The sequence below is a fragment of the Sphingomonas sediminicola genome (assembly GCF_014489515.1).
Taxonomy (GTDB): Bacteria; Pseudomonadota; Alphaproteobacteria; order Sphingomonadales; family Sphingomonadaceae; genus Sphingomicrobium; species Sphingomicrobium sediminicola.
Window position 1 is genome coordinate 1,363,168 of the sequence record NZ_CP060782.1, and the last position, 24,932, is coordinate 1,388,099.

At 62.9% G+C, this 24,932-nt stretch carries 23 protein-coding genes and 6 pseudogenes; all 29 read right to left on the reverse strand.

The window, feature by feature from the left end:
- Positions 1–10 precede the first annotated feature (10 nt).
- Positions 11–697, reverse strand: a complete 687-nt coding sequence (locus tag H9L14_RS07310; RefSeq protein WP_343070252.1) for a biotin--[acetyl-CoA-carboxylase] ligase — start codon at positions 695–697, stop codon at positions 11–13.
- Positions 694–2,128: pseudogene (gene nuoN / locus H9L14_RS07315) on the reverse strand (NADH-quinone oxidoreductase subunit NuoN). Before nuoN ends, H9L14_RS07310 begins: the two are co-directional and overlap by 4 nt.
- Complete coding sequence (locus H9L14_RS07320) at positions 2,128–3,660, reverse strand: NADH-quinone oxidoreductase subunit M (RefSeq protein ID WP_187709788.1); 1,533 nt, start codon at positions 3,658–3,660, stop codon at positions 2,128–2,130. Before H9L14_RS07320 ends, nuoN begins: the two are co-directional and overlap by 1 nt.
- The gene (nuoL, locus tag H9L14_RS07325; protein ID WP_187709789.1) at positions 3,657–5,693 is read right to left on the reverse strand and encodes an NADH-quinone oxidoreductase subunit L; all 2,037 of its coding nucleotides are present in this window, start codon (positions 5,691–5,693) and stop codon (positions 3,657–3,659) included. The genes H9L14_RS07320 and nuoL overlap by 4 nt, the downstream gene beginning before the upstream one ends.
- The gene (gene nuoK, locus H9L14_RS07330; protein WP_187709790.1) at positions 5,693–5,998 is read right to left on the reverse strand and encodes an NADH-quinone oxidoreductase subunit NuoK; all 306 of its coding nucleotides are present in this window, start codon (positions 5,996–5,998) and stop codon (positions 5,693–5,695) included. Before nuoK ends, nuoL begins: the two co-directional genes overlap by 1 nt.
- The gene (locus tag H9L14_RS07335) at positions 5,995–6,603 is read right to left on the reverse strand and encodes an NADH-quinone oxidoreductase subunit J (RefSeq protein ID WP_187709791.1); all 609 of its coding nucleotides are present in this window, start codon (positions 6,601–6,603) and stop codon (positions 5,995–5,997) included. Before H9L14_RS07335 ends, nuoK begins: the two co-directional genes overlap by 4 nt.
- Entirely contained in the window at positions 6,600–7,109 is a 510-nt protein-coding gene (gene nuoI / locus H9L14_RS07340) for an NADH-quinone oxidoreductase subunit NuoI (protein ID WP_187709792.1), read from the reverse strand. Before nuoI ends, H9L14_RS07335 begins: the two co-directional genes overlap by 4 nt.
- The gene (gene nuoH / locus H9L14_RS07345) at positions 7,106–8,179 is read right to left on the reverse strand and encodes an NADH-quinone oxidoreductase subunit NuoH (RefSeq protein ID WP_187709793.1); all 1,074 of its coding nucleotides are present in this window, start codon (positions 8,177–8,179) and stop codon (positions 7,106–7,108) included. Before nuoH ends, nuoI begins: the two co-directional genes overlap by 4 nt.
- A complete protein-coding gene (gene nuoG / locus H9L14_RS07350; protein WP_187709794.1) occupies positions 8,176–10,185 on the reverse strand; it encodes an NADH-quinone oxidoreductase subunit NuoG in 2,010 nt (669 codons plus the stop codon). The genes nuoH and nuoG overlap by 4 nt, the downstream gene beginning before the upstream one ends.
- The gene (locus H9L14_RS07355) at positions 10,178–10,318 is read right to left on the reverse strand and encodes a hypothetical protein (protein ID WP_187709795.1); all 141 of its coding nucleotides are present in this window, start codon (positions 10,316–10,318) and stop codon (positions 10,178–10,180) included. Before H9L14_RS07355 ends, nuoG begins: the two co-directional genes overlap by 8 nt.
- Positions 10,315–11,625: an NADH-quinone oxidoreductase subunit NuoF gene (nuoF, locus tag H9L14_RS07360; protein ID WP_187709796.1), complete on the reverse strand. Its 1,311-nt coding sequence runs from the start codon at positions 11,623–11,625 to the stop codon at positions 10,315–10,317. Before nuoF ends, H9L14_RS07355 begins: the two co-directional genes overlap by 4 nt.
- Positions 11,618–11,773: a hypothetical protein gene (locus H9L14_RS07365; protein WP_187709797.1), complete on the reverse strand. Its 156-nt coding sequence runs from the start codon at positions 11,771–11,773 to the stop codon at positions 11,618–11,620. Before H9L14_RS07365 ends, nuoF begins: the two co-directional genes overlap by 8 nt.
- Positions 11,770–12,464, reverse strand: a pseudogene (locus tag H9L14_RS07370) (complex I 24 kDa subunit family protein). The gene H9L14_RS07365 and the pseudogene H9L14_RS07370 overlap by 4 nt, the downstream one beginning before the upstream one ends.
- Positions 12,464–13,693, reverse strand: coding sequence for an NADH-quinone oxidoreductase subunit D (locus H9L14_RS07375; RefSeq protein WP_187709798.1), 1,230 nt, complete (start codon positions 13,691–13,693; stop codon positions 12,464–12,466). The pseudogene H9L14_RS07370 and the gene H9L14_RS07375 overlap by 1 nt, the downstream one beginning before the upstream one ends.
- 31 nt (positions 13,694–13,724) lie before the next feature.
- A pseudogene (locus tag H9L14_RS07380) lies at positions 13,725–14,537 on the reverse strand (NADH-quinone oxidoreductase subunit C); the annotation flags it as partial.
- 37 nt (positions 14,538–14,574) lie between these two features.
- Positions 14,575–15,123, reverse strand: coding sequence for a NuoB/complex I 20 kDa subunit family protein (locus H9L14_RS07385; RefSeq protein WP_246444557.1), 549 nt, complete (start codon positions 15,121–15,123; stop codon positions 14,575–14,577).
- A 23-nt stretch (positions 15,124–15,146) separates the two neighbouring features.
- Positions 15,147–15,523 (reverse strand): annotated as a pseudogene (ndhC, locus tag H9L14_RS07390) (NADH-quinone oxidoreductase subunit A).
- 91 nt (positions 15,524–15,614) lie between these two features.
- Positions 15,615–16,427, reverse strand: a complete 813-nt coding sequence (locus H9L14_RS07395; protein ID WP_187707613.1) for an inositol monophosphatase family protein — start codon at positions 16,425–16,427, stop codon at positions 15,615–15,617.
- 11 nt (positions 16,428–16,438) lie between these two features.
- On the reverse strand, positions 16,439–17,002 hold the full coding sequence (efp, locus tag H9L14_RS07400) for an elongation factor P (protein ID WP_187707614.1): 564 nt from the start codon (positions 17,000–17,002) through the stop codon (positions 16,439–16,441).
- A 141-nt stretch (positions 17,003–17,143) separates the two neighbouring features.
- Entirely contained in the window at positions 17,144–17,710 is a 567-nt protein-coding gene (locus H9L14_RS07405) for a M23 family metallopeptidase (RefSeq protein WP_425506875.1), read from the reverse strand.
- Positions 17,711–17,718: 8 nt separating this feature from the next.
- The gene (locus tag H9L14_RS07410; RefSeq protein WP_187707615.1) at positions 17,719–18,786 is read right to left on the reverse strand and encodes a L,D-transpeptidase family protein; all 1,068 of its coding nucleotides are present in this window, start codon (positions 18,784–18,786) and stop codon (positions 17,719–17,721) included.
- Positions 18,787–18,976: 190 nt separating this feature from the next.
- Positions 18,977–19,906 carry an outer membrane protein gene (locus H9L14_RS07415; protein ID WP_187707616.1) on the reverse strand — a complete coding sequence of 310 codons (930 nt, stop codon included), beginning with the start codon at positions 19,904–19,906 and terminating at the stop codon, positions 18,977–18,979.
- A 162-nt stretch (positions 19,907–20,068) separates the two neighbouring features.
- Positions 20,069–20,743, reverse strand: a complete 675-nt coding sequence (gene thiE / locus H9L14_RS07420) for a thiamine phosphate synthase (RefSeq protein WP_343070156.1) — start codon at positions 20,741–20,743, stop codon at positions 20,069–20,071.
- Positions 20,744–20,745: 2 nt separating this feature from the next.
- Positions 20,746–21,645, reverse strand: coding sequence for a fructose bisphosphate aldolase (locus H9L14_RS07425; RefSeq protein ID WP_187707617.1), 900 nt, complete (start codon positions 21,643–21,645; stop codon positions 20,746–20,748).
- 22 nt (positions 21,646–21,667) lie between these two features.
- A complete protein-coding gene (locus tag H9L14_RS17395) occupies positions 21,668–21,937 on the reverse strand; it encodes a putative 2OG-Fe(II) oxygenase (RefSeq protein ID WP_425506906.1) in 270 nt (89 codons plus the stop codon).
- Positions 21,904–22,077 (reverse strand): annotated as a pseudogene (locus tag H9L14_RS17400) (putative 2OG-Fe(II) oxygenase); the annotation flags it as partial. The pseudogene H9L14_RS17400 and the gene H9L14_RS17395, both read right to left, overlap by 34 nt.
- Before the next feature lie 205 nt (positions 22,078–22,282).
- The gene (locus tag H9L14_RS07440; protein ID WP_187707620.1) at positions 22,283–23,482 is read right to left on the reverse strand and encodes a phosphoglycerate kinase; all 1,200 of its coding nucleotides are present in this window, start codon (positions 23,480–23,482) and stop codon (positions 22,283–22,285) included.
- Positions 23,479–23,922, reverse strand: coding sequence for an MOSC domain-containing protein (locus H9L14_RS16610; RefSeq protein ID WP_187707621.1), 444 nt, complete (start codon positions 23,920–23,922; stop codon positions 23,479–23,481). Before H9L14_RS16610 ends, H9L14_RS07440 begins: the two co-directional genes overlap by 4 nt.
- 1 nt (position 23,923) lies before the next feature.
- Positions 23,924–24,929 (reverse strand): annotated as a pseudogene (gene gap, locus H9L14_RS07450) (type I glyceraldehyde-3-phosphate dehydrogenase).
- Between the last annotated feature and the right edge of the window lie 3 nt (positions 24,930–24,932).

Sequence of the window (24,932 nt, forward strand, 5' to 3'; positions counted from 1 at the left end):
CTAGCGGCCTCTAGAGTTCGACGTCTCCGGCTCGGATCACGTCGACTTCACCGTCACGGCGCAGACGAAGCGCTCCGTCGGGATCGATGCCGTCAAAAGTGCCGGTGACCTTCTCATCTGCGCTCGAATGGACCGTGAGATGGGTCCCGACCGGATGGGCGCGAACGAGCCATGCCTGGGCGAACGCTTCGGGCGTCGAGCTGCGCCAAAGCGAGAGCATTCGCGCGAAGCTTCCCGCGAGCAGAGGCGCAAAGGCTTGAGGCAGGAGCGCGCCGTTCAGGGCTGCTGCGTCCCGGCCCTCCAGCTTGGGAGCAGATGAAAGATTCACACCGAAGCCGACGACGACCCGGTCACCGTTCCGTTCAAGCAGGATTCCCGCAAGCTTCGAGTGGCCGAGCATCAGGTCATTCGGCCACTTCAGCATAAGAGGCTGGCTCGGCACCGCGACGGCGACAGCTTCAATCAGCGCCAGTCCCGCGGCAAGTGAGAGCGACTGCGGAGCCGGATCGGCCGCGCCCAGCACGACCAAGGTACTGCCGAAGAAATTGCCGGCTTCGCTGACCCATTCGCGGCGTTGGCGGCCGCGGCCTGCGTCTTGTGTCATGGCGACGAGCCAGTCGCCCTCGATCGCGTTGCCGTCATTCAGGAGATCGGCATTGGTCGAGCCGGTTCGCTCTACAATCCGTATCCGGGTCAGAAGATCGACCCTGCAGCGCGATCGGTGATGGCACCGAGGGGACCGATCAGAAGATACCCGAGCGGCGACACTGCGATGGCTGCCAGGAAGATCAGCGCGCCCTGGATCGGCTGGGTCACGCGCGAGAACGGCTTGCCCGCCTCATCCATGTACATGACCTTGATGATCCGTAGGTAGTAATAGGCACCCACAACCGTGCCGACGATCGCTGCGACCGCCAAAGCGACCAATCCCGAGCTCACTGCTGCCTGGAAAACGAGCAGCTTCGGCCAGAAGCCGAACAAGGGCGGAATTCCAGCCAGGCTGAACATGAAGATCGCGAATGCGGCCGCGAAAGCCGGACGCGTCTGGGAAAGGCCTGAGAGTGAGGCGATGTCCTCGATCGGATCGCCATTCTCGTCGCGCATCCAGAGGACGCAAAGGAACGCTCCGAGGGTCATCACGACGTAGACCGCCATGTAGAACAACACCGACGAAGCGCCCTGCGGAGTGCCCGCGGCAAGTCCGACCAGCGCGAAGCCGACGTTGTTAATCGACGAATAGGCCAGCAGTCGCTTGATGTTCGTCTGCCCGAACGCGGCGACCGCGCCGAGGAAGATGGACGCAAGCGCAGCGAAGATCACAATCTGCCGCCATGCATCGGTCGCCGGAGCGAGCGCATCAAGGCAGACGCGCGTTCCCAGCAAGACGGCGGCGACCTTAGGAGCAGACGCGAAGAAGGCGGTCACTGGCGTTGGCGCGCCTTCGTAAACGTCGGGCGTCCACATGTGGAACGGCACGGCCGAGACCTTGAAGGCCACGCCGGCGAGGACGAATACGAGGCCGAAGAGCAGGCCAAGCGAGCTTGTCCCATCGCGAGCGAAGGCTGCGGCGATGCCGTTGAAGTTCATCGTGCCGGTGAAGCCGTAAAGCAGCGAGATTCCGTAAAGCAGGATACCGCTCGCGAGTGCCCCAACACAAAGTACTTGAGGCCTGCCTCAGCCGAACGCTCGTCGGTCCGGCGGTAGGACGCCAGCACGTAGGAAGCGAGGCTCTGAAGCTCGAGGCCGACGTAGAGTGTGACAAGGCTCGTCGCCGAGACCATCACTGCGCCACCAAGCGCGCTGAACAGGATCAGGACCGAATATTCGGCGCTATGCTCGGTATCCCGCTCGAACCAGCCATAGGCGGCGATGATCGCGACGGCAGACGCGATGAAGATAATCGCCTTGCCGAACGACCCGAATAGGTCGGCCGTGATCAGGCCGCCGAACACGCCGCCTGCGTGGGACGGAGCGCCGATCAAAGCGAAAGTTGCTGCGACGAGGACCGCGACCGACGCCCAACTCGTGAATCCGCCGCTGCGACGCCCCCCCAGGCAGCGACCATCATCAGGACGATGCCGCTGACCGTGAGGATCAGCTCAGGGAGGATGGGTGCGAACTGGTTCATTAGTGTGCTGCCTCGGCTGCGTGCTGTTCAGCCTGCGGCTGCGGCTTGCCCGGAGTAAGGTTCATGTCGCCGGCCGGCGTTGCGCGCTCGACGCGCTCCAGGATCCGGCCGACGTCGTTGCGGAACGGGCGGATGAAGCTTTCAGGATAAATGCCCATCCAGAAGACGCCTGCTGCGATCGGTGCCAGCAGCCACCATTCGCGAGCCGACAGGTCGGTCATCAGTGCGGCTTCCTTCGTCCGCGCCTCACCGAAGGCGATCCGCCAGTAGAGCAGGAGCATGTATGCCGCGCCGAGAATGATCCCCGTCGTCGCCACGACCGCTGCCCAGCTTGAAACCTTGTACGTTCCGACCAGGCTCAGGAATTCACCGACGAAGTTGCTCGTGCCCGGAAGTCCCACACTCGCCATGGTGAACACCATGAACAGTAAAGCATAGCCCGGCATGTTGTTTGACAGACCGCCATACTTGGCGATCTCGCGGGTATGCAGCCGGTCGTAGACCACGCCGACGCAAAGGAAGAGCGCACCCGACACGAGACCGTGGCCAAGCATGACCATCATCGCGCCTTCGATGCCCTGCCGGTTGAAAGCGAACAGGCCGAACGTCACGAATGCCATGTGCGCGACCGACGAATAAGCGATCAGCTTCTTCATGTCGGTCTGAACCAAAGCGACAAGGCTAGTGTAGACGACCGCAATCCCGCTCAGGACGAAGACGAACGGCACGAACATCGCCGAGCCCTCGGGGAACATCGGTAGCGAGAAGCGGATGAAACCGTAGCCACCCATCTTCAGCAGCACGCCCGCCAGGATGACCGAGCCCGCCGTCGGCGCCTGAACGTGCGCGTCGGGCAACCAGGTATGGACCGGCCACATCGGCATCTTCACCGCGAAGCTCGCGAAGAAGGCTAGCCAGAGCCATTTCTGCGCGTCGACCGGGAAGTCGTGTGCCATCAGCACCGGGATCGAGGTCGTCTTCGCCTGGAGCACCATGTAGATCATGGCGATCAGCATCAGGACCGAGCCGAACAGGGTGTAGAGGAAGAACTTGTAGCTCGCCTTGATGCGCTCGGCGCCGCCCCAAATGCCGATAATCAGGTACATCGGAATGAGGCCGCCCTCGAAGAAGACATAGAAGAGGAACAGGTCCTGCGCGGCGAACACGCCGAGCATCAATGCTTCCATCAGCAGGAAAGCCGCCATGTATTCAGGCACGCGCTTGTCGATTGAGCGCCAGCTGGCCCCGATACAGATCGGCATCAGGAACACTGACAGCATGATCAGCACCAAGGCGATGCCGTCGATACCGAGGTCCCAGTTGATGCCGGCGGCGAGCGGCAGATGCTCGACGAACTGCCACTGTGCTCCGTTCGGGTCGAACGCAGCCCAGAGGTAGGAGCCGAGAGCCAAGTCGATCAGGGTGGCGATCAGCGCGATCCAGCGCGCCGCGCTCGCGTTGACGAACAGGCACAGTCCGCCGGCGACGAGCGGAATGGCGACGAGCAGGGTTAACAAGGGAAGATTCGTCACTTGCTCGCCCACCAGATCGCCCAGCTTGCCGCGCCGATCAGGCCGAGAAGCATCACGAGTGCATAAGAATAGAGGTACCCCGACTGGAGGCGGGCTGTGATCTTGTTGCCGACGCCCACCGCATAGGCCGCGCCATGCGGGCCAAAGCGGTCGATCGTGCCCTCGTCACCGCGCATCCAGAACAGTCGGCCGAACCAAAGCGAAGGCCGAATGAAGAGGCGGTCGTACAGCTCGTCGAAGTACCATTTGTTCTTCACGAAGCGGTAGATTCCGCCGAACTGCTTGACGAAGCCGGCCGCATCCTGCGGGTTTCGTATGTAATTGTTGTAGGCAATCGCGAGGCCAATCAGCATCACGACCGTCGCAGTGTACTTCACCCAGGTCGGAACGCCGTGCATCGCGTGAGCGAGGTGCTCGTTGAACGCGACGCTGCCGTTCCAGAATTCGGCTGATTCCAGGAAGTAGTGGCTGAACGTGAAGCCGGCCGCGATTGCGCCGACAGCCAGCAGACCGATCGGAACCAACATTGTCAGCGGGCTTTCGTGCGGATGGTATCCTCCCGTGCCTGCCGGCGGCATGTCGTCATCATGCGAGCTGTCGCCATGCTCCGCGTCCGGATGATCGTGATCGCCATGGACGGCGTGCCGGATGTGCTCCGAGGCTCCCCAGCGCGGCTTGCCCCAGAAGGTCAGGAACATCAGGCGCCAGGAATAGAAGCTGGTGAGCAAGGCCGCGATCGCGCCTGCCCAGAAGGCGATCGTTCCGTGGACGGAGCCGCTCGCATAAGCGCTCTCCAAGATCGCGTCCTTCGAGTGATAGCCAGCGAACCCGACGCCGAGGATTCCGACGCCGGTGATCGCGAGCGTGCCGATCAACATCACCCAGAAGGTGAACGGGATTTCCTTACGAAGGCCGCCGTAGAAGCGCATGTCCTGCTCGTGGTGCATCGCGTGGATGACCGAGCCAGCGCCGAGGAACAGCAGAGCCTTGAAGAAGGCGTGCGTGAACAAATGGAACATCGCCGCGCCGTATGCGCCGACGCCTGCCGCGAAGAACATGTAGCCGAGCTGCGAGCAGGTTGAATAAGCGATCACGCGCTTGATGTCGTTCTGGGCTGTGCCAACCGTCGCCGCAAAGAAAGCAGTAGCCGCGCCGACGAAGGTCACGACCATCGTTGCCGTCGCGCTCTGCTCGAACATCGGGGACAGGCGGCAGACCATGAACACGCCGGCGGTCACCATCGTGGCCGCGTGGATCAGGGCGCTGACCGGTGTCGGGCCCTCCATCGCGTCCGGAAGCCAGGTGTGAAGGCCGAGCTGCGCCGACTTGCCCATCGCTCCGACGAACAGAAGCAGGCAGAGCAAAGTCATCGTGTCGACGTGCATGCCCGCGAAGCCGACCGTCGAACCGGCCATCGAGGGCGCTGCAGCAAGGATCGCCGGGATCGAAAGCGTTCCGAATACCCAGAAGGTACCGAAGATGCCGAGCGAGAAGCCGAAATCGCCGACGCGATTGACGACGAACGCCTTGAGCGCCGCCGCATTGGCGGATGGTTTATGGTACCAGAAGCCGATCAGCAGGTAGGACGCGAGACCGACCCCTTCCCAGCCGAAGAACATCTGGACGAGGTTGTTGGCCGTCACCAGCATGAGCATCGCGAAGCTGAACAGCGACAGGTATGCGAAGAAGCGAGGCTGGCTCGGATCCTCGGCCATGTAGCCCCAGCTGTAGAGGTGAACGAGCGACGAGACGGTCGTGACAACGACCAGCATGACCGCCGTCAGCGCATCGACGCGAAGCTCCCACGCGACCTGCAGATTGCCGGAGTTGATCCAAGACAGGACCTGGACGACCTGCTCCTGCGATCCGCCGGTCAAATAGCCGATGAAGATCGGCCAACTGAGCGCCGCGCCGATGAACAGCGAACCGGTCGTGACCACCTTAGACGGCGTCTGACCGATCCAGCGACCGCCAAGGCCCGCAATGATTGCGGCCAACAACGGCAGGAAGACGATGAAGATTACAGGGTGCATCAGCCGTGCATCCGGTTGACGTCGTCGACCGCGATCGAGCCGCGGCGACGGAAGAAAATGACGAGGATGGCGAGGCCGATGGCGGCTTCGGCGGCGGCGACGGTCAGGACGAACATCGCCATCACCTGCCCGACGAGATCGCCAAGGAAGGCGCTGAACGCGACCAGGTTGATGTTCACGGCGAGCAGGATGAGCTCGATCGCCATCAGGATGAGGATGACGTTGCGGCGATTGAGGAAGATGCCAAGCACGCCTAGCACGAACAGGATCGCGGCAACGGTGAGGAAATGAGCAAGTGTAATCACAGCTTCATGCCCTCGCCCACGGTTGGATTTTCAAGCTTGATGGCCTCGTCCGGGCGGCGATCAACCTGCTTCGAGACCTTCTGGCCGCGAACGTCGCCACGGCTGCGGTGCGTCAGGACAATCGCGCCGATCATCGCGACGAGCAGGATCAAACCGGCAATTTCGAATGGGTAGAGGAAGCGGCTGTAGAGTACCTGGCCGAGGGCCACGATGTTGGGTTCGACAGCAGTGTCACGTGGCACCGCGCCGCTGAGCACCGGGCCGGCCTTCCACGCGCTGATCGCAAGCACCATCTCGGCGAGCAGGACGATGGCGAGGATAATCCCGAACGGCAGATTCCTTGTGAAGCCGGACCGTAGCTCCGCGAAGTCGATGTCCAGCATCATGACGACGAACAGGAACAGCACCGCGACCGCGCCAACGTAGACGATGACCAGAAGCATCGCGATGAACTCGGCGCCGACGAGCAGCATCAGCCCCGCCGCGTTGAAGAACGCGAGGATCAGCCAGAGCACGCTGTGCACCGGATTGCGCGCGAAGATCACGCAGACCGCCGAGGCGATCATGACCGTCGCGAAGAGGTAAAAGGCAAGGAGTGCGATCAAGTCTTGGACCCTGTTGCGGCGCGCTTATCGGTAGGGGCATCGGCGGCAAGATTGGCAGCAATCGCCCTCTCCCACCGGTCGCCATTGGCGAGCAGTTTCGCCTTGTCGTAAAGCAATTCCTCGCGCGTCTCGGTCGCGAATTCGAGGTTCGGTCCCTCGACGATCGCATCCACCGGGCAAGCCTCCGCGCACAGCCCGCAATAGATGCACTTCACCATGTCGATGTCGTAACGTGTGGTCCGGCGGCTGCCGTCCTCGCGCGGTTCTGCCTCGATGGTGATCGCTAGTGCCGGGCACACCGCTTCGCACAGCTTGCAGGCGATGCATCGCTCTTCCCCGTTCGGGTAGCGGCGCAGAGCATGTTCGCCGCGGAAACGTGGAGACTGCGGCGCCTTCTCGTAGGGGTAGTTGATGGTCGCCTTGGGCTTGAAGAAGTACTTCAAGGTCAGCCAGTGCGCTTTCACGAACTCCCAGAGGGTGAATGCCTTGATGGTGCGCGAAATCATGCCGCGCCTCCGTAGCGGGAGAACATGAGCCATCCAGAGATGATGACGACGAAAAGGATGCTGAGCGGCAGGAATATCTTCCACCCGAGCCGCATGAGCTGGTCGTAACGGTACCTCGGCACCGTCGCCTTCACCCAGCTGAAGACGAAGAAGAAGAAGCTCATCTTCAGGAACAACCAGAACAGACCGGTCAGCTCCGGCGTGAAGAAGAAGCCGTAGAGCGGTTTCCAGTTCACCGGCGGCAGCCAGCCACCCCAGAACAGGATGGCGTTGAGTGCGCACATCAGGATGACGTTGCCGTACTCGCCAAGCCAAAAGAGCGCGAAGGCCATCGAGCTATATTCGGTCTGGTGTCCGGCAACCAGCTCGCTCTCCGCCTCGACCAGGTCGAACGGCGTGCGGAAGGTCTCGGCCATCGAGCTGATCAGGAACACAACCGCCATCGGGAAAAGCAGAGGGTTGAAGCCGTAGCCGTTCAGCAGGCCGAAAAGCTTGTGGCCCTGCTGGGCAAGCACGATCCCGCTCAGGTTGAACGTGTTCGAATAGAGCACGACACAGATCAGCACGAAGCCGATCGAGACCTCGTAGCTCACCATCTGCGCGGCCGCGCGGAGCGCCGAGAAGAAGGGATATTTGGAGTTCGAAGCCCAACCCGCGACGATCACGCCGTAAACGCCGAGCGAGCTTGCAGCGAGGACGTAGAGCAGCCCCACGTTGATATTCGCGAGGACGACGCCCGGAGCGAACGGGATCACCGCCCAGACGATCAGCGCCACCGTGAAGGTGATAATCGGCGCGATCAGGAACAGGCCGCGATTGGCGCCCGACGGAATGATCGTTTCCTTGAGGAAGACCTTGAGGCCGTCAGCGAAGCTCTGCAGCAGGCCCCACGGCCCAACCACGTTCGGGCCACGGCGAAGGGCAATCGCCGCCCAGATCTTGCGGTCGGCATAGATGATCATCGCCACCGCCAACATCAGCGGAAGCGCGATGACGAGGATGCCGATGATCGTGGCGATGAACCACGACCATTCGTAGGTCATGCCCCAGGATTGGAACCAGGCCGTCACTCGGCAGCCTCCTGCACGCGGCGGCCCTGTACGAGTTCTTCCGAACAGACATGCATGGTCGGGCTGGAGCGGGTGATCGCGTTGGTCAGATAAAAGTCGCGAATCGGATAGACGACCGCACCCTCAGCCTTCGCGTCGGGCTTCGGCGGCGACCAATCGAACGCGATCAGGCCGTCGCGACCGAGCTGCGGATACTCCGCGACCATCTTCGCGCGAAGCTGGTCGAAACGGTCGAACGGCAAGGGCGAGCCGAACAGATCGGACACGGCGCGGAAAATCGTCCAGTCCTCGCGAGCCTCGCCCGGAGCAAACGTTGCGCGCTCGCTGCGCTGAACCCGCCCCTCGGTGTTAACGTAGGTGCCGTGCTTCTCGGCATAAGCTGCGCCGGGGAGCACCAGATCGGCCTGCCGGGCGCCATTGTCGCCGTGGTGGCCGATGTACACCTTGAAGCTTCCCGCGAAGCGTGCCGGATCGACTTCGTCCGCGCCCAGGAGCAGCACGACTTCCGGTTTCGCCTTATCGATATCGGCGATGCCGCCCTTCTGCGCGTAGCCAAGGATCAGGCCGGCCATGCGCGATGCGCTTGTGTGAAGGACGTTGAAACCGTTCCAGCCGTCGCGGACGAGCTTGAGCGATTTCCCCAGGCCAAGCGCCGCGCCGAGCGCGTTGGCTGCAAGAGCGCCCGCGCCGACGATGACGGCCGGACGCTCGGCCTTGGCGAACGCATCAGCTACTTCCTTGGGAAGCTTCCCAAGCAGCTTCAGGTCGTTTCCGATCCACGCGACCTTCATGCCGAGGTCGACTTCAGGTCCGAGACCGAAGATCTTGGCTCCCTTGCGCTGAGCCTTGCGAAGCCGCGTGTTGACCAGCGGAGCCTCCCAGCGCGTGTTCGATCCAACGAGGAGGACGACGTCCGCATCCTCGATGCCGGCGATGGTCGAATTGAAGTTGATCGCGGCAAGGCTCGACACGTCGTAGGTCAGCCCGGTCTGGCGGCCCTCGAGCAGCGACGAGCCCTGCGCCTCCAGCAGCTTCTTCGCGGCGTACATTGTCTCGGCGTCAAGGAGGTCGCCGGCAATGGCAGCGACATTCGCACCGGCCTTCTTCAGACGCTTGGCGAACAGGTCGAGCGCCTCGCTCCAGCTTGCCTCGCGAAGCTTGCCCTTCTCACGAACCCACGGACGGTCAAGGCGATTGCGTACCAGCGCATCGACGTGGTGCCGCGTCTTGTCGCTGATCCACTCCTCGTTCACGTCGTCATTGACGCGCGGAAGTATGCGCATGACCTGCCGCTGGCGGACATCGAACCGGATGTTGGATCCCACCGCGTCCATGACGTCGATGCCGGGAACGCGGCGAAGCTCCCACGGACGGCTTTCGAACGCCTGGGGCTTCTGAAGCAGCGCCCCAACCGGGCAAACATCGGCCAGGTTGCCGGCCATTTCGGTAGTCACGGCCTTCTCGAGGTAGGACGTGATCTGGCTGTCCTCGCCCCGATAAAGCATCCCGAGTTCGGGAACGCCCGCGACTTCTTCCGAAAAGCGGATGCACCGCGTGCACTGGATGCAGCGCGTCATCGCGGTCTTGATGACCGGGCCCATGTATTTGTCGTCAATGGCGCGCTTATTCTCGTCGAAGCGCGAGAACGGGCGGCCATAGGCCATCGCCTGGTCCTGAAGGTCGCACTCGCCGCCCTGGTCGCAGATCGGGCAGTCGAGTGGGTGATTGATGAGCAGGAACTCCATCACCCCTTCGCGGGCCTTCTTCACCATCGGTGTGTCGGTTCGGATCGTCTGGCCATCGGCGGCCGGAAGCGCGCAGCTCGCCTGCGGCTTGGGCGGTCCGGGCGCGACTTCGACCAGGCACATGCGGCAGTTGCCGGCGATCGACAGCCGCTCGTGATAGCAGAAGCGCGGGATCTCCTTGCCGGCGAGCTCACAGGCCTGCAGGACGGTCGCGCCCTGCGGGACCTCGATCTCAACCCCGTCGACGGTAACTTTAGGCATCGTCGCCGTTCTTTCGGTCTTCAGTTTCGCGCCGCCGTTCAATCGTCGTGATGCGCGGTCCACCGCCTCGCGCCACGAGAAGCGCAATGACTGCAACCACAGCGACAATGAGGATGATCGTCGTCGTGCTCATTCGGCTGCCTCCAGCATTCCACGGCCGGTGTGTTCGGCGATGCGGCGCTCCAGTTCCGGGCGGAAATGGCGGATCAGCCCCTGGATCGGCCAGGCGGCGGCGTCGCCGAGCGCGCAGATTGTGTGGCCCTCGACCTGCTTGGTGACGTCGTAGAGCTTGTCGATGCTCGCCACGTCAGCGTCGCCTTCGCGGAGGCGCTCCATCATGCGCCACATCCAGCCGGTGCCTTCGCGGCATGGTGTGCACTGGCCGCAGCTCTCGTGCTTGTAGAAATAGGAGATGCGGCTGATCGCGCGAACGATGTCGGTCGACTTGTCCATGACGATGACCGCCGCGGTGCCGAGGCCGGAACCGAGCGCTTTCAGCCCGTCGAAGTCCATCGGCGCATCCATGATCTCAGCCGCCGGAACCAGCGGAACCGATGAGCCGCCGGGGATTACCGCCAGCAGGTTGTCCCATCCACCGCGAATTCCGCCTGCATGCAGGTCGATCAGCTCACGGAACGAGATCGACATGGTCTCCTCGACCACGCACGGCTTGTTCACGTGGCCGCTGATCTGGAACAGCTTGGTGCCTTCGTTCTTCGGATTGCCGAAGCCCGCGAACCAGGTAGCGCCGCGCCGCAGGATCGTCGGGACGACCGCGATGCTCTCGACATTGTTGACGGTGGTCGGGCAGCCGTAGAGGCCCGCACCTGCCGGGAACGGCGGCTTCAAGCGCGGCTTGCCCTGCTTGCCCTCGAGGCTTTCGAGCATCGCCGTCTCTTCGCCGCAGATGTAGGCACCCGCGCCGCGGTGGACGAAAAGGTCGAAGTCATAGCCTGAGCCGGCGGCATTCTTGCCCAGCAACCCGGCTTCATACGCTTCCGCAACTGCTTTTCGTAAAACCTCAGTTTCACGAATGAATTCGCCACGAATGTAGATGTAGCCTGCCCGCGCCCGCATCGCGAAGCCGGCGATCAGCGCACCCTCGATCAGCTTGTGCGGATCGTGGCGGATGATCTCGCGGTCCTTGCACGAACCGGGCTCGGACTCGTCGGCGTTGATGACCAGGAAGTTCGGCTTACCCGGCTTCGGCTCCTTGGGCATGAAGCTCCACTTCATGCCGGTCGGGAAGCCAGCGCCTCCGCGACCACGAAGCCCGGAGTCCTTGATCTCCTCGATAATCCTGTCCTGGCCGCGCTTCATCAGTGTGGCTGTACCGTCCCAGTCGCCCCGGGCACGCGCCGCTTTCAGCCACGGCTCCTGGAAGCCGTAGACGTTGGTGAAGATTCGGTCCTTGTCGGAGATCGGGGTGACGCTACCCATTGCGCGGCCCCTCCAGCAGCTTCATTCCGCCGTAGACGACGAGGCCCGCGAGCGCGACGCCGATCGCGAGGCCGATCAGGCCCTTCAGGATCTTCCACGCCACGACGATGATGATGATCGCAAGGACGATCTTCAGGACGCCTTTCATTGCGCGCCCTCCCCGGCCGAACCGGCGTTCCACTGGCTGCGATAATCGTAGTTACGCTCGGCCATTTTCTTGAGGCTGGTCGGACCTCCCTCGGGCAGCTCGTTTGCCGGTCGACCTGCGGCCCGGGCTTCGGCGTCTCGCCGCGAGCCAGCGCATCGAGGATCGCGCCCATGCTCTCCTCGGTCAGGTCTTCGTAATTGTCGTCGTTGATCTGGACCATCGGCGCGTTTGCGCAGGCGCCAAGGCATTCGACCTCGGTCAGCGTGAACAACCCATCCTCCGTCGTATGGCCCTTGCGCATGCCGCGAAGCTCACAGGCACGCAGCACGTCGTCCGAGCCGCGCAGCATGCACGGCGTCGTCCCGCAAACCTGCACATGGAAGCGGCCAACCGGCTGCAGGTTGAACATGGTGTAAAAGGTCGCGACCTCGAGGACGTGGATCGGCGCCATGTCGAGTTCGCGAGCGACGAATTCCATGACGGGCAGCGGCAGCCACCCCTGCGTGCTCGTCTCCGCTCCGACCTGCCGCTGGGCGAGGTCGAGAAACGGGATCGACGCCGACATCTGGCGCCCTTCCGGATAACGCGCGACGATCTCCTTCGCCTTGCGCGCATTCTCCGGCGTCCACTGGAAATCTCCCCAGCGCGCCCGGACTTCCGGATCGTCGATGATTCCAGCTTGGCCGGCCATCAGCGGTCGCACTCCCCAAAAACCACGTCGATTGCGGACAACACGGCCGTCACATCCGCCAGCATGTGGCCCTTCATCATAAAGTCCATGGCTTGGAGGTGGCTGAACGCCGTTGGGCGTATCTTGCAGCGGTACGGACGGTTCGTCCCATCGGCGACGAGGTAGACGCCGAACTCGCCCTTCGGGCTCTCCGTCGCGACATACACTTCGCCCTCGGGCACGTGATAGCCCTCGGTGTAGAGCTTGAAGTGGTGGATGAGGGCCTCCATCGAAGTCTTCATCTCGGAACGGCTCGGCGGGAACACCTTCCGGTCTTCCGATCCGACTGGCCCCTTCGGCATCTCTTTGAGGCACTGGCGCATGATCTTCGCCGACTGCCGCACTTCCTCCACGCGGACCATGAAGCGGTCGTAGCAGTCGCTGTTGGTGCCGACCGGAATGTCGAAGTCCATCCGGTCGTAGACTTCGTAAGGCTGCGAACGGCGGATATCCCACGGAATGCCGGCAGCGCGGATCATCGGGCCCGAGAAGCCCCAGGCGATCGCGTCTTCCTTGCTGACGACGCCGATATCGACATTGCGCTGCTTGAAGATTCGATTGTCAGCGACAAGGCTGATCGCGTCCTCGAACAGGTGAAGCCGGTTATCGAGCCAGTCGCCAAGGTCAACGAGCATCTTCTCCGGCAAGTCGTAGCGAACGCCGCCCGCGCGGAAGTAATTGGCGTGCATGCGCGCGCCGGACGCCCGCTCGTAGAACTGGAGCGTGTCCTCGCGGACCTCGAACAGCCACAGGTTCGGAGTCATCGCGCCGACGTCCATGATGTGGCTGCCGAGGTTCAGCATGTGATTGGAGATGCGGGTCAGCTCCGCCATCAGCACGCGAATGTACTGGGCGCGGAGCGGCACCTCGAGGCCCATCAACTTCTCGATTGCCAGCACGAAGCTGTGCTCCATGCACATCGGCGAGCAGTAATCGAGCCGGTCGAAGTAGGGCAGCGCCTGCTGGTAGGTCTTGTACTCGATTAGCTTCTCGGTCCCGCGGTGGAGCAGGCCGATGTGCGGATCGACGCGCTCGACGATCTCGCCGTCGAGCTCCATGATCATTCGAAGGACGCCGTGCGCCGCAGGGTGCTGCGGGCCGAAGTTGATCGTGTAATTGCTGACGGTGTCGTCGCCAGCCGTGCCGGCGCCGACGTTTACCTCGACCGTGCGCGAACGGGTGTCGGTCATGCAGCACCCCGGGCCTACGGCGGCCGGTGCTCTGCGGCTTCGGAGCGGCGGTCTTGCTGGCCTTGCTCACTTCCGACTTCGCCTTTGCGGTAGCCGGCTTACGGGCCTGCTTCTTTGCCTCCGCATTCGCCGGAGCGCCGGCACCCGTGTCGGCAGGCTTTTCGGTCGTCTTCGGCGTTGCGACAGGAGTCTTCGGGTTCACGGCCGCCGGCGCGTTCGGCGCGGGCGCGGGTGAAGGCGCTCCGGCCGCCTCGGCGGTCGCTTTTTCATCGCCTGGAAGCCTGTACTCCGGGCCTTCCCACGGCATCAGGAAGTCGAACGTTCGGAAATCCTGTGGAAGCTGGACAGGTTCGTAGACGACGCGCTTCTCGACCTCGGAATAACGAAGCTCGACATGGCCGGTCAGCGGGAAGTCCTTGCGGTTCGGGTATCCCTCGAACCCGTAGTCGGTCAGGATCCGTCGCAGGTCGGGATGCCCCTCGAAGAGCACGCCGTACATGTCGAACACTTCGCGTTCGAGCCAATTGGCGACCGGCCAGACAACCGTCGCAGTCGGCACCGGAGAAGTTTCGTCGGTCAGCACCTTCACGCGAAGGCGGCGGTTCTTTGTCAGCGACAGGAGCTGGTAGTTCACCTCGAAGCGCTCGGGGCGCTCGGGATAGTCGGCTCCGGCGATCTCCATTAGCTGCTGATATTCGAGACCAGGCGTGTCGCGCAGAGTGCGCAGCGCATCGACGACACTGTCGCGGCGAACCGTCAGTGTGATTTCGCCGACATGATCCTTCACGTCGATAATCTTGTCGCCGAGAGCCTTCTTGGCGGCGTCGATGACCCCTCGTCCGATGCGGTCTTGGGGACGTGCAGTGCGAGTTTGACGGCCATCAGCGTGCGATCGTCCCCTCGCGGCGGATCTTCCGCTGGAGCTGGAGGATTCCGTAGAGCAAAGCTTCCGCGGTCGGCGGGCAGCCGGGAACGTAAATGTCGACCGGAACGATGCGGTCGCAGCCGCGAACCACCGAGTAGCTGTAGTGGTAATAGCCGCCGCCATTGGCGCAGCTGCCCATCGAAATCACGTAACGCGGCTCCGACATCTGGTCGTAAACCCGCCGGAGCGCCGGAGCCATCTTGTTGCAGAGCGTCCCGGCAACGATCATCACGTCCGACTGGCGCGGGCTCGCGCGCGGAGCGACGCCAAACCTTTCAAGGTCATAGCGTGGCATGTTCACATGGATCATCTCGACCGCGCAGCAGGCGAGGCCGAAGGTCATCCACCACAGTGAACCGGTGCGCGCCCAGGTGAACAAATCCTCGGTCGTGGTGACCAGGAAGCCTTTTTCGTCCAGGCTCTGGCGCAACTCTTCGAGCTTCGCGCGGTCGATGTCGCCGGGAACGAGGCCCGCGAGACGCGCAAGCTCCTCCTCGGTCGGCATGCGATCGTGTCGGGGATCGAGCATCACTCCCATTCGAGGGCCCCTTCTTCCACGCATAGGCAAGGCCAAGGCCAAGCTCCGCGAGGAAGATCATCATAGCGATCCAGCCAGACAGCCTGGTGAAGTCCAGGCTGACCGCCCAAGGGAAGAGAAAGGCCGCTTCGAGGTCGAACACGATGAACAGGATCGCGACGAGGTAGAAGCGGACGTCGAACTGGGCACGGGCATCCTCGAACGCCGGAAAGCCGCACTCATATTCGGCCAGCTTCGCGGGATCCGGGCGGTGGGCACCGGTCAAGCGCGACACGATCATCGGAAGCACGACGAAAGCGCTCGACAGCGCGAGCGCGATGCCGAGGAAGAGCAGGATCGGTAGATATCCGGCGGCTACGCTGGACAAGCAAATCTCCGGGGTTCGAAAACTTGGCGGGGCTTTAGGCCAGCAGGTTGCGAGGGCAACCCGCCCGCCCTCACGAAAATGGCCAATTTTGCTAGCGCAAAGCACCGGCAATCAGCTTCTGCAGGCGGCTGTGGATGGCGCCGGACGCGGCGATATATTCACGACGTTCAAAGATGCGGTCCGAGCCCCGATAATCGCTCACGAAGCCGCCAGCCTCGCGGACCAGCAGGACACCCGCGGCGGTATCCCACCGATCCAGATCGTCTTCCCAGAAACCGTCCATCCGCCCCGCCGCGACCCAGGCCAGGTCGAGCGCGGCCGAACCGAACCGCCGGACGCCCGAAACGTGCGGGGCGACAGCGCCGTAAATCTTCGACCATTCAGCCGGGACACCTCGACCACAGTGAGGAATGCCAGTTCCAACCACGCAATCGGCCAGGTCGCGGCGAGACGAAGCGCGGAGACGGCGATCCTGAAGCCAGGCTCCCCTGCCTTTTTCGGCCCAGAAACCCTCGTCCGTAAGCGGCTGGTAGACCAGACCGTGCGTAATCTCCGGACGACCGTCGGGTCTTTTCTCCTCAACGGCAATCGAGATGGAGAAATGCGGGATGCCGTGAAGGAAGTTGGTGGTTCCATCGAGCGGATCAACGATCCAGCGCGGCTTGGAAGGATTTCCCTCCACCTCGCCGCCTTCCTCGAGGAGCAACCCCCAGTCGGGTCGCGCATTACGCAGCTCCTCGACAATTGTCTGCTCAGCGCGCTTGTCGGCCATCGAAACGAAATCGGCGGGCCCCTTTCGGCTGACCTGGAGCTGCTCAACCTCGCCGAAGTCGCGCCGAAGGCGCGGTGCCGCCTTGTGAGCGGCTCGCTGCATGACGGTGATCAGGCCGGAATGGGATACCAATGATCGTCTACTTAGTCGGCACGGCGAACATATTCGCGGCTGTACGTATCGACGACGATACGGGTTCCGCTCGCGATATGCGGGGGGACCATCACGCGGACGCCATTGTCGAGAACTGCCGGCTTGTAGCTGGACGAGGCCGTCTGCCCTTTCACCACCGCGTCGGCCTCGACGATCGTCGCTTCGATCTGGTCCGGAAGCTGAACGCTGATTGGACGCTCGTTGTAGAGCTCCATCACCACGTCCATGCCGTCCTGGAGGAAGGCCGCCGGATCGCCGATCAGGTCCTCGGCGAGCGAGACCTGCTCGTAATTCTCCTTGTCCATGAACACGAGCATGTCGCCGTCGTGGTAGAGGAACTGGAAGTCCTTGGTGTCGAGGCGGACGCGCTCAACGGTCTCGGCGGAGCGGAAGCGGACGTTGGTCTTGCGGCCGTCGATGAGGTTCTTCATCTCGACCTGCATGTAGGCGCCGCCCTTGCCGGGCTGCGTGTGCTGGATCTTCACGGCGCGCCAGATGCCGCCTTCGTACTCGATGATGTTGCCCGGACGGATGTCCACGCCGCTGATCTTCATGATCGCCTACCTGCTAAGACTGATGAAAGAGCCGCCGCGGGTTGAACCGCGATTGGCGGCGGCCTTAGCCGCTGGTCATTTTTCCGGCAAGAAGGGGGTAGGGATTGATCGGCGTGCCCTGCCACCATTTCTCGCCGGGCTTCATCTGGTTGATCGCGAAATGGAGGTGCGGACCTTCGGCGCTGGCGTTGCCGGTGTGGCCAACGCGGCCGATGAATTGCCCCGCTTCACCTGCTGCCCTTCCGTGAGGCCCGGCGCGTAACCCTGCAGGTGCGCGTAATAGTAGGTCCAATGCTGATCGGGTGACCGGACGTAAGCCGTGATTCCACCACCACCCGGCGAAAAGAACAGCTTCTCCACCGTTCCGTTGGTCGCCGCGAGCACCGGCGTGCCCTCCGCAGCCATGATGTCGATCGCATCATGAATCCTGGCACCGCCTGCCCGGGCCTGGGTGAAGGTGTCGGTCAACTGCTTTGCCTGGATCCCCTGCACGGGGATCGCCAGACCGGCGGGGCCGACCTCAACGCCTTCCGCAATGGCGACTGGCGGGCCTGATGCCGGATCGATGACTTCGACATCTCCGGCGGCATGCACCTTGCGAGCCGCGGCGGTCGGCAAGGCGCCGGTGTTGTAGGCGAATATCCAGAAGGCGCTGGTCAGGGTTGCGGTGACCACGGCGGTCGATGAAACCGTAAACGCCTTCCCCATTGTTCCTCCTATGCGACGAACTTGGCCTGGAAGCCCGGCTTCATCATTCTCGAGAGGCGCATCACGTCCCAGTTCGTCATGCGCAGGCAACCATGGCTTTGAGTCTTGCCTATCAACTGCGGCTCGGGTGTCCCATGAATGCCGTAATGCTCCTTCGTGAGGTCGAGCCAGGCGACTCCGACCAAGCCGTTCGGACCCGGCGGAAGCTTATGTTCGGCCTTATCGTCGGAGACATCCCAGAACAGGTCCGGCTGATAGTTGAAGGGCGGCAGGAACGAGAAGGTCGGCACCTTCCAGTTCCCCAAGGGCAACGGATCGTGACCCGATCCGGTCGTGACCGGAAATTGAGCGACCAGCTTGCCCGACGGCTTCGACGATCCCTTCGGAAGATCGCCTTGATAGACCTTGAGCGTCCCCTCGCTCTTGTCGACGACGACATAATCGCCTTTGGGCTGGTTGCCGTCGACGTTCAGCGCGGCGAGCAACGGTTCCTGCTTGTCGATCGCGCCCGAATAGTCTCGCGACGACGGAGCCACGTTGGGGAGTGTTAGCGTCTGCCCAACGCCAATCCGCTTGTCGGCCCCATTCAGCGCAACGATCGTCTCGGGTGTCGTGTGATAGCGCTCAGCAAGCTTCTCCAGCATGTTCCGATAGCCGAGGAAGTCGAGCTTCTCCTGGTCTTCAGGCTTTTTCGGCATTGGAAAGGTGAACGGCCCACCGACGTCCTCCGGTGCCAGCTTCACCTCGAGCGTCGCGGGCCGGCTGTCGGGATTGAGCGCCTGCCTGGTCTGATCGTCCAGCTTGCCTGTGACAGTAAGACCGTTCGCCTGCTGGAAGCCCCGGATCGCTTTTGATTGAGAGGAACCCGCGCGCCCGTCGATGGGCCCGGGCGAGAAGCCGGCCTGGTCCAGCAGTACCTGAGCCTGAAGGAGGTCTTGATCGACCTTTGACCCCGGAGTTCCGGCCGCGGGTCCCACTGTGACGGCCTCGTTGCCGGCCGTTGTCGATTGGGCAATGGCGGCTCCGGCGATGAACGCGACGGCGGCCGCTGTGCTGAACAGGCGTTGATGGCGCACGCAACTCTCCAATTCGAATCTGTCCGATCACGAACGATGCAGCGCCGAACAGTTTCCCAAAGAAAATCCCGGGCGAAGCACGCGCTTCGCCCGGGATCACACGCAACTTGAAGTCGCTTATCCGCGCTCTGGCGCCGGCGGCGGAGGCGGAGGCGGAGGCGGCGGGCCGGGCAGGCCTCGGTCGCCAGGATCACCGTGCCGTCCGGGCAGGTCTGCGTCGCCGGAGGCGGCGGAGCCGGAGGCGGCGGGGCGGCGGAGGCGGAGGCGGCGGAGCCGCTTCTGCACCACCGAAGTTGAAGATCAGGCTGGCCATGAGACTGTGCGAACGGAACTTCTGTTCGAAGTTGGTGAACGCGGTCGCGTTCGTCGTCACGACCACAGGAGCCGTGGCGCCCACGGGGAGAACCGTCTCCGGGTTGCCCGAAAGAGCGAAGCCCGTGTCGTCCGACATGTCGAGCTTGCCGGTCGAGAAGTAACGATACTTCAGGCCGAAATCGATGTTGCGGCTGAGCGCGTAACGGACACCGGCAATGCCCTGCCATGCCCATGCGCTGTCGCTCTGACCGAGCGACTTGACGCGAGCACGACCGAAACCACCACCGCCGTAGAAGGACAGGCCGTCTTCGTTGCCGAAGTCCAGCAGCGCATTGATCATTCCCGATAGGACGCTGACGTGACCGCCAAGGTCGACGTCGGTAGCAACCAAGGCCGGCAGCGGATCGACCGGATCCGGAGCCACGTCGCGGTCAGGACGGTTCAGTGCCGTATTGATCGCGGCGAGGTCGGTGGAGTCGATTTCCAGGTCGTTGAGCTTGGCGCGCTTGTAACCAAGTTCGCCTTCTACCCGGAACATTCCGAAGTCGTAGCCGGCGATGGCGTCGACGTCGTAGCCCTTCTTGTAGTCGATGCCGAACGTGTTGCTGAACGTCGTGTCGGCGGGACCGACGACGACCGGCGTCGCCGGCGTCTGGGTGGTCGTATAGTCGACGAAGAGATCGGCATCCTGATCCTTCGGGAACATGATGCCGCCTTCGACTCCGACATAGCCGGAACCATCGCGGGCGGCGGCTGGAGACGCCACCGCAGCAACCGCGACGGCGGCCAGGAGATATTTGTACATGGAGTCTTCCCTTGCTTGTTTGTCGCGCCCCAACTGGCCATGCCTGCGAAGGTTTCGTGAGAATGGCGGGCCGGCTTGATTAGGATTCGGAGTGATGCATTTGCGCCACAGTTTTCGCCAAGAATGGCGAAAAGCAGCCATTTCCAACAAGCGACAAGCTAACTAATTCTTCGTGGGAATCTTCAGCAAGTCACTGAATTCGCAAACCACCTTCGTAGGTTCGGAAGCCGACCAGATTGCCTGGCATACGGCAAGGAAGTCTGCCCCTGCATCCACCAGGACCTTGGCGTTCTGCGGAGTAATGCCGCCGATCGCGACGCAAGGAATTTCGAAGATCGACGACCACCAACTCAGGATCGAGGGATCAGGCCGGTAGGACGAAGGCTTGGTAATCGTCGGATAGAAAGCGCCGAACGCGACATAGTCGGCGCCGGCCTCGCCGGCGTCCATCGCGAGGTGACGGCTATCGTGACACGTGACGCCGATCTGCGCCTGAGGACCAAGGATAGCCCTCGCCTCCCGGACGTCGCCATCCTGCTGTCCGAGGTGGACGCCATCCGCGCCCAATCGCTTCGCCAGCGACACGCTGTCGTTGACGATGAACGCCGCCCCGGCATCGGAACAGATGCGCTGAAGCGGCTCGGCGAGACGCGCGAGCTGATGCTCGGGCACATCTTTCACGCGCAGCTGGAACGCCGCGACCACTTCGTCGGCAACAACCGCTTTCAGTCGTTCAGGAAAGTCGTCCCCAACGTTCTGCGGCGAGATGAGATAGAGACGGCAAGGTTCAGTCCGCCTCGGCGGTTGAAACTCGGCCGGGTCGAACTCGTCGTCCAATGCTATGCGGCGACCTTCTCGGTCGAAGCCTCATAGATCTCGTCGATCGCCTCACCCAGATCGCGGTCGAAATCGGCCTCGCTCGTGTCGTGTCGAAGATCTTCGAGCAAGGCGCGCGAGAAGCTGGCGATCATGCCGGGGTTCTTTGCAAGCTCACGGCAAGCGTCGGTGCGCGAGAAGCCGCCAGAAAGAGCCACGACGCGAAGGACCCGCGGGTGTCTGACCAGCGCATCGAAGGTGCCGGGATTGGCTGGAATCGACAGCTTCAACATGACTTCGCTGCCCTCAGGAAGGCGATCGAGGTGGCGCAGAATTTCGTCACGCAACAACTCGTCCGCCGCGGCGCGCTCCGCGCTCTTGATGTTCACTTCCGGCTCGATGATGGGGACCAGCCCGTGGCTCAACACTTGGGCACCGACTTCGAATTGCTGGGCCACAACGTCGGCGATGCCCGCCGCATTGGCGAGATGAATGACCGAGCGCTCCTTGGTCCCGAAGATCCCCTTCCGGACAGCGTGTTCCAACAGGGAACCGAGATCCGGATTTGGCTTCATCAGCTGCACGCCGTTGGCTTCGTCGGCGAGGCCCTTGTCGATCTTCAGGAACGGGACGACGCCTTTGCTCCACAGATATTCCGGTACCGGCTTGCCATTGGCATCACCGTCCATCGTCCGCTCGAACAGGATCGCGCCGAGAACCTTGTCACCGTTGAACACCGGCGAGGAGATGATCCGAACGCGCATCTTGTGGACGAGGTCGTACATTTCGTCGTCCGACGACCATTCGTCGCCCTTGTAGCCGTAGCCCTTGAGCGCGCCCGGCGTGGATCCGCCGCTCTGGTCCAGCGCCGCGATGAACCCGTTCGCGCTCTTCACCTTCGTCAGCATTTCCTGGTTCGGCATAATCGTCGTCCTTATCCTTCAGCTAGCGCCGCGCCATCGACGCACGAATGTTCATTGCAACGGAAATCCGGTGACCGTCCCCTTGCCACGGCTCGACGCTGTGCAACAGCCATGCGGGGAAAAGAACCATCAAGCCGCTCTTCGGTTCGATCGTGGTCCGCACGTCCGGTCCAGCGTCCTTGAAGCGCAAGCCCGGGGCATGCATGCGCAGGGCGGGCATGCGCGGGTCGTGGAGCACGAGCTGACCGCCCTCCCCTCGCCTGCCCGGACATAATAAACCGCCGACCAGTATGTACCGCCGTGGATATGCGGCATGTTGAAGCCGCCGCTCTCATTGATGTTCGCCCAGACGTCGACTGACCAGTTGGGTGGCGGACGATTGGGAGCGTGACCGGTATTTTCGGTCGCAAGGCGGACGGCATGCTCGATGATACGCTTGCCGGCGTCGCCTCCCCATTGCGGAAAATCCCGCTTGGACTGCCACCCGCCCGATTGGAGAGCTTTAGGCCAGAATCTCTTTGACGCTGATCGACTATCGCGGGCTCAAGTTCGCGATTGAGGTCTTCCGCGCCCTCCAACTCATCAATGATGACTGGCGTAGGAAAGAAATGAAGGACGCGAGCGGTCATTGGTCCGCCTACTGCTCGAGCGCGGCAACGCCCGGCAGAGTACGCCCTTCCATCCACTCAAGGAATGCTCCGCCTGCAGTCGAGACGAACGTGAAGTCACGTGCGACGCCTGCGTGATTTAGGGCCGCCACCGTATCTCCGCCGCCAGCGACCGAAACCAGGCTGCCCTCCTTTGTCAGCGCCGCAGCAGTCTTGGCAAGCGCAACGGTCGCAGCATCGAAGGGAGGCGTCTCGAAAGCTCCGAGAGGCCCATTCCAGACAAGCGTGCGGCAGGTTTTGAGCACGTCGGCCAGCGCTTCGATCGCGGCAGGTCCAACGTCGAGGATCATCTCATCCGACTGAACCTCGTGCACGTTCACGGTGCGCATGCTTGCCGGATTTGGCGCGAACTCCTTTGCGACGACCACGTCGTAGGGGAGGTGGATCGTGCATCCCGCCTCATCCGCGCGATCGAAGATCGAATTGGCCTCGCCAGTCAGCTCGTGCTCGCAAAGCGATTTGCCCACGTCGACGCCGCGCGCGGCAAGGAAGGTGTTCGCCATTCCGCCGCCAATGATCAGGTGATCGACCTTCCCGACTAGATGGCCGAGCACGGCAAGCTTGGTGGAAACCTTCGCGCCGCCGACAACCGCCGCAACAGGACGCTCCGGATTGCCGAGCGCTCGCTCCAGAGCCTTGAGCTCGGTCTCCATCGCCCGCCCGGCAAAGCTCGGGAGCAAATGCGCAATTCCTTCCGTCGAGGCATGGGCGCGGTGCGCCGCCGAGAAGGCGTCGTTGACATAGTAGTCGCCGAGCGCCGCCATAGCCTTGGCCAACTCGGAATCATTCTTCTCTTCGCCCGTGTGGAATCGCGTGTTCTCGAGGATGCCAACGTTACCCGGCAGCATCGTGCCGATCGCCCGCTCGGCCTCGGGACCCTGGCAATCTTCAATGAAGCGGACCGACCGCCCTGTCAGCGCAGCCAGCGGCTTCACGAGAAGCGCCGTCGACATATCGGGCCGCACTTGGCCCTTGGGCCGCCCAAAGTGCGAAAGCAGCAGGACGATCGCTCCGCGGTCGGAAAGCTCTGCAATCGTCGGAACGGCGGCGCGAAGCCGCGTGTCGTCACTGACCGAGCCATCCTGCATCGGTACGTTGAGGTCGACGCGAACGAGCACCCGCTTGCCGTTCAGATCCTCCGGCAGATCGTCGAGAGTCTTGAAAGTCACGCGTCCTCGATCCTGATCTCGTCGCCGACGGATACGGTCCCGCCGCTTATCACTTGGGCTCCGGCACCGCCCCGCCAGTCGACGGTAAGCGCCTGTCTCAGTCCCGGATGCAATTCCTCCATCCGGTCGCAGGGATCAATCTCGACTCTGACCTCGAGAACCACGTCATCGCCTATCCGCAGGCGAACGCCCTCGCGCTGAGGCAGATCAAATCCTTCGACAAGGAGATTTGCTCGCCGCTCCCACCACGGAAGACTGCCGCCGACCTCTCGCATCGCTTGAGCCCAATCCTCGGCTTCGAGCAGCGACACCTGCCGGCGCTGCTTTCCGCCGTTGCGATCGCCTTCGACGCCGAACTCCGGGCTGACCCGGACGCTGGTCAGCTGCTCGATCGGCCCTCGCCGCTCGCTATGGCGTGCGATGCCGGCGATCTGGCCCATCTCAGCCGAGCTTGGCCATCGCTGCAGCGGTGTCGACCATACGGTTCGAGAAGCCCATTCATTGTCGTACCAACTGACGACGCGGACGAGCTTGCCTTCGAGCACGGCCGTTTCGAGGCTGTCGACGGTCGAGCTCGCCGAATTATGGTTGAGGTCGATCGAAACCAAGGGCTCGTCGGTGTAGGCGAGGATGCCCTTGAGGCGGCCGCTTTCGCTCGCAGCCTTCAGCGCACCGTTGACCTCTTCGAGCGTCGTGTCGCGCTTCGGCGTGAAGGTCAGATCGACGAGGCTTACGTTCGGAACTGGCACGCGGACCGCGGAGCCGTCGAGTTTGCCCTTGAGTTCCGGAAGCACCTCGCCCACCGCGCGGGCAGCGCCGGTGGTCGTCGGGATGATCGACATCGCCGCAGCACGGGCGCGGCGGGGATCGGAGTGGATCTGGTCGAGGATCTTCTGGTCGTTGGTGTAGGCGTGGATCGTCGTCATCAGGCCGCGCTCAATGCCGATCGTGTCGTTCAGCACCTTGGCGACCGGCGCTAGGCAATTGGTCGTGCAGGACGCGTTTGAGACGATCTTGTGCTCGGCGGTCAGCTTGTCGTCGTTGACGCCGTAGACGACGGTCAGGTCGGCACCCTTGGCTGGGCCGAGATGAGGACGCGCTTGGCGCCTGCCGCGAGGTGCTTCTCGCCGCCTGCACGGTCCGTGAAGAAGCCCGTGCACTCCAGCGCGATGTCGACGCCGTTGGCTGCATGCGGGAGATTAGCCGGGTCGCGCTCCGCTGTGACGTGGATGCGCTTGCCGTTGACGATGATGTCATTGCCGTCGGTCGTCACTTCACCTGGGAAGACGCCGTGCACGCTATCGCGCTTGAACAGCCAGGCATTGGCCTTCGCGTCGGCGAGGTCGTTGATCGCGACCAGCTCGAGGCCGCTATCGGGCCGCTCGAGGATCGCGCGCGCTACCAGCCGGCCGATGCGTCCGAAGCCGTTGATTGCAACTTTGGTCATTGA

Bases quoted from the DNA above. Each gene is read 5' to 3' on its own strand.
- nuoL (WP_187709789.1), bottom strand. From the start codon at position 5,693: ATGCACCCTGTAATCTTCATCGTCTTCCTGCCGTTGTTGGCCGCAATC.
- nuoI (WP_187709792.1), bottom strand. From the start codon at position 7,109: ATGATTTCGCGCACCATCAAGGCATTCACCCTCTGGGAGTTCGTGAAA.
- nuoG (WP_187709794.1), bottom strand. From the start codon at position 10,185: ATGCCTAAAGTTACCGTCGACGGGGTTGAGATCGAGGTCCCGCAGGGC.
- H9L14_RS07355 (WP_187709795.1), bottom strand. From the start codon at position 10,318: ATGAGCACGACGACGATCATCCTCATTGTCGCTGTGGTTGCAGTCATT.
- nuoF (WP_187709796.1), bottom strand. From the start codon at position 11,625: ATGGGTAGCGTCACCCCGATCTCCGACAAGGACCGAATCTTCACCAAC.
- H9L14_RS07365 (WP_187709797.1), bottom strand. From the start codon at position 11,773: ATGAAAGGCGTCCTGAAGATCGTCCTTGCGATCATCATCATCGTCGTG.
- H9L14_RS07375 (WP_187709798.1), bottom strand. From the start codon at position 13,693: ATGACCGACACCCGTTCGCGCACGGTCGAGGTAAACGTCGGCGCCGGC.
- H9L14_RS07385 (WP_246444557.1), bottom strand. From the start codon at position 15,123: ATGCCGACCGAGGAGGAGCTTGCGCGTCTCGCGGGCCTCGTTCCCGGC.
- efp (WP_187707614.1), bottom strand. From the start codon at position 17,002: ATGAAGATCAGCGGCGTGGACATCCGTCCGGGCAACATCATCGAGTAC.
- H9L14_RS07405 (WP_425506875.1), bottom strand. From the start codon at position 17,710: ATGGGGAAGGCGTTTACGGTTTCATCGACCGCCGTGGTCACCGCAACC.
- H9L14_RS07415 (WP_187707616.1), bottom strand. From the start codon at position 19,906: ATGTACAAATATCTCCTGGCCGCCGTCGCGGTTGCTGCGGTGGCGTCT.
- H9L14_RS07425 (WP_187707617.1), bottom strand. From the start codon at position 21,645: ATGCCGAACCAGGAAATGCTGACGAAGGTGAAGAGCGCGAACGGGTTC.
- H9L14_RS16610 (WP_187707621.1), bottom strand. From the start codon at position 23,922: ATGGGCCAGATCGCCGGCATCGCACGCCATAGCGAGCGGCGAGGGCCG.